General features: G+C 37.2%; 3 protein-coding genes. 1 reads left to right on the top strand and 2 read right to left on the bottom strand.

Annotation, left to right across the window (positions count from 1 at the left end; all coding sequences use genetic code 11):
• The first annotated feature begins 345 nt into the window (after positions 1 to 345).
• Positions 346 to 1,338: a CAF17-like 4Fe-4S cluster assembly/insertion protein YgfZ gene (ygfZ, locus tag ACIR131C_RS0112620; RefSeq protein WP_028090492.1), complete on the top strand. Its 993-nt coding sequence runs from the start codon at positions 346 to 348 to the stop codon at positions 1,336 to 1,338.
• 90 nt (positions 1,339 to 1,428) lie between these two features.
• On the opposite strand, the gene ACIR131C_RS0112615 is transcribed toward ygfZ, so the two are convergent.
• A complete protein-coding gene (locus tag ACIR131C_RS0112615; protein ID WP_028090491.1) occupies positions 1,429 to 2,013 on the bottom strand; it encodes a DUF5331 domain-containing protein in 585 nt (194 codons plus the stop codon).
• Between the two features lie 487 nt (positions 2,014 to 2,500).
• Positions 2,501 to 3,475, bottom strand: coding sequence for a cysteine synthase A (locus ACIR131C_RS0112610; protein WP_028090490.1), 975 nt, complete (start codon positions 3,473 to 3,475; stop codon positions 2,501 to 2,503).
• Positions 3,476 to 3,567 lie beyond the last annotated feature (92 nt).

Below are 3,567 nucleotides of genomic sequence, written 5' to 3'. Positions count from 1 at the left end.
TAGATGAATTACATGAATTTTTGTTAGTTGAAGAAAAAGAAAAACAATCAGAAATCTATGAATAGATAAAGGCATAAAATCCATCGGTGGACGTGCAACAAAAGCTTATAAAATGTTTCCAAATGTTATTGAAACCGTAAAGTTTCATAATCTTGGTTGTCAAAATTGGGGTAGTCGCCTAAAATAAGTACAACTCTTTTTACATCTTGGGTTATTACTTGTAAATCTCTAATTAGTATCAAATAATCTGCCACCAGGAGAAACAATTCAAGTTCCATTGGGACAAAATATCAACCGTCAAAACAATGCTATTGATTCTTTAAACCAAAATAGACTTACACAATTATGTTAACATCTGCAATTAACAATCAAAATGCAAACGCCATCCAATTAATTAAAGAAGGTGTAGCTATAAGCGATCGCTCTCATTGGGGTCGTATCCGTGTTTCTGATGATGATAGACTACGCTTTTTACACAATCAAAGCACAAATAATTTTCAAATCCTCAAACCCGGTCAGGGCTGCGATACTGTCATGGTGACATCTACAGCCCGGACGATTGATTTAGTCACTAGTTATGTATTAGATGATGCTGTTTTGCTCTTAGTTTCCCCTAACCGTCGTCAGCTACTAGCAAAATGGTTAGATCGTTATATCTTTTTTGCAGATAAGGTCAAATTAACTGATATCACCGCAGAAACGGCGACTTTTAGCCTTATTGGACCCCAAAGCCATGGTATTATCGAAAAATTAGGCGCTGGTGATTTAATTGGTCAACCAGATGGTAATCTCTTATCAGTAAATGAAATAATATTTGCTACTGGCAGTGGTTTGTCTATACCAGGATATACTCTAATTTTACCAGTCACAAATAAAGAAACATTGTGGAATGAAATCCTCAGTTATGGTGCTGGAGAATTAAGCGATCGCGCATGGGAAATGTTACGAATATTACAAGGTCGTCCCGCTCCAGATGCCGAACTTACGGATGATTATAACCCCTTAGAAGTTGGTTTATGGCAGACAATTTCTTTTAACAAAGGTTGTTATATCGGTCAAGAAACCATTGCTAGATTGAATACATACAAAGGTGTAAAACAATACCTTTGGGGTATTCATCTCCATGGTGCGGCTGAACCAGGAACAATCATCACCATTGGTGAAGAAAAAGTAGGTAAACTCACCAGCTATACAACCACCCCGGATGGTCATTTTGGACTAGGTTACATCAAAAGTAAAGCTGGTGGAGTCGGTTTAAAAGTGCAAATTGGGGAAACAGAGGGAGAAATAGTAGCTATTCCCTTTGTTTCTCACGAATATCCCTTGAATAACGGGTAATTAACCAACTTAATCCCAAATTCCTGATGGGAAGCTACACAGAATTATCAATGAATTAATAATGAATTAATTCTGATATTTTATACAGCTTCACCCATTTCCTCTACCCCGACAAAATTCATCTATCCAAGAAGGTAAACTACTGCTAGAATGAGATGCAGTAAAGAGAATATTTTGGCTGGGAATTTTGGAGATTTCAGTAGCTATTTGTTCCCTACCCACGGGAACAGGTGGTTTAACTAAAGAACGATCATAAACTGGCGTGGCCACTGCAACTACTGAAACACCCGTATTCATTTTCAATAACACCTGTTTGCGTTCTTTAGTTACAGATAAATCTGTCAATGGGATACGAATAGGAGAGGTACTAACAATCTCATTTTTCGCTGTAGAATGCTGAGATCTCAAGCTATTTAATTCCTGTTCAGGATTGAAGTGTAAACCTAAAGCTGCAATTATTTGATCAGGATTATTATTTAAATCCAAAATAAAAGGCAGGATTTTTTTTAGCTCTGATTCTAAAATAGATAAAGTAGCGATTATGTAACCGGAAGAAGGACGGCGTATACCATCATAATCTTTCCAAATTCGCATTTTAACTAACCAAGAACGATTTTGTTCATAATAACTCAGCCACTTGATTTTTAATGATTGACGTAGATGCTCAATATCCATTTATTCCCTCCCTTCTAATTTGCACCTGATAGAATTTATATATTTTCAGTAATTTTTATCCGTTCTCAAAACTTACCCAAAATTACCAAGGTCTATAGGAATGAGGGAAGTGTCACAAAAAATTAAATTATAATCTTTTGTTTGTAGTCAGGGCTTTAGCCCTGAAGACTGTTCCCATAGCCTCTCAAACATAAGACTAAAATCCTGACTACGATCTCATATATTACAGCAATTTTCATGTACTTGTACCACACTTTTGTTTTTATATTCCTTTCTTCCTTTGCGACTTTGCGCCTTGGCGTGAGACTGGAAAATGTGGTTTATTTACCTAAAAATCACTGTAAGCTGTTATGCAGCTAAATTGTATAATCCTCATCTGGCTAAATCTTGTGGTGCAGGCATCCTGCCTGCTATAATTATACAAATTAAATGCAGTACAGCTAATGCCAGTCACGTAGTAATTCCGCCATTATGCAACGCCAGAATCCTAATTAATCATCAGTCCTTTGCTTGCTAACCATTCGCTATTAAATATGCGTGATTGATAGCGAGAACCACTATCACACAAGATAGTAACAATAGTATGTCCAGGTCCTAATTGTTTGGCTAAAGCCACAGCCGCAGCCACATTAATTCCTGTTGAACCACCCATCAATAAACCATCTTTTTTTAATAGTTGATAAACAACACGCAAGGCCTCTAAATCATCAATTTGGATAGCATCATCAATAGGTGCGCCTTCCATATTAGCTGTAATTCTGCTATTACCAATACCTTCAGTAATGGAATTACCTTCTATTTTGATTTCCCCGGTTTTGATATAACTATATAGTCCACTACCCAAGGGGTCAGCAACTACACATTTAACGCCGGGATTTTGTTCTTTTAGGTACATGGCGACACCTGCATAAGTACCACCCGTACCCGTGGCCGCTACCCAACCGTCTATTTTACCATCTGTCTGTTGCCAAATCTCTCTACCTGTGGTTTGATAATGAGCAAAACGATTAGCTAAATTGTCAAACTGATTAGCCCATAAGGCGTTTTCCATTTCTGCGGCAATTCTCCCAGATAGTTTGACGTAATTATTGGCATCTTTGTAGGGTACAGCAGGAACAGTACGAACTTCTGCACCCAAGGTAGTTAAAGCATCTATTTTTTCTTGAGATTGGGTGTTAGGAATAATAATCAAACATTTGTAACCTTTGACATTGCAGATATGCGCCAGTCCAATTCCAGTATTTCCCGCAGTTCCTTCGACTACTGTACCACCAGGTTTAAGCAGTCCTTTTTTTTCTGCATCTTCTATAATGTAAAGCGCAGCCCGATCTTTTACAGAACCACCAGGGTTGAGAAATTCGGCTTTGGCTAAAATATCACAACCTGTTTGTTCACTAAAACTGTTTAAACGAATTAGTGGTGTATTCCCAATTGTACCGACAAATCCATTTTTAATATCCATGTTGAATTTACTTGATTTCTTCCCAATTAAATTTTGACATTGATTGAGTAAGAGTTGGGGTTAATCAACGGCTATATAAATAACTTATATCT

The sequence above is a fragment of the Dolichospermum circinale AWQC131C genome (assembly GCF_000426905.1).
Taxonomy (GTDB): domain Bacteria; phylum Cyanobacteriota; class Cyanobacteriia; order Cyanobacteriales; family Nostocaceae; genus Dolichospermum; species Dolichospermum circinale.
Note: the sequence above shows the minus strand (reverse complement) of the source record. Positions and strands in the feature narration are given on the sequence as shown.

Bases quoted from the DNA above. Each gene is read 5' to 3' on its own strand.
- ACIR131C_RS0112615 (WP_028090491.1), bottom strand. From the start codon at position 2,013: ATGGATATTGAGCATCTACGTCAATCATTAAAAATCAAGTGGCTGAGT.
- ACIR131C_RS0112610 (WP_028090490.1), bottom strand. From the start codon at position 3,475: ATGGATATTAAAAATGGATTTGTCGGTACAATTGGGAATACACCACTA.
- ygfZ (WP_028090492.1), top strand. From the start codon at position 346: ATGTTAACATCTGCAATTAACAATCAAAATGCAAACGCCATCCAATTA.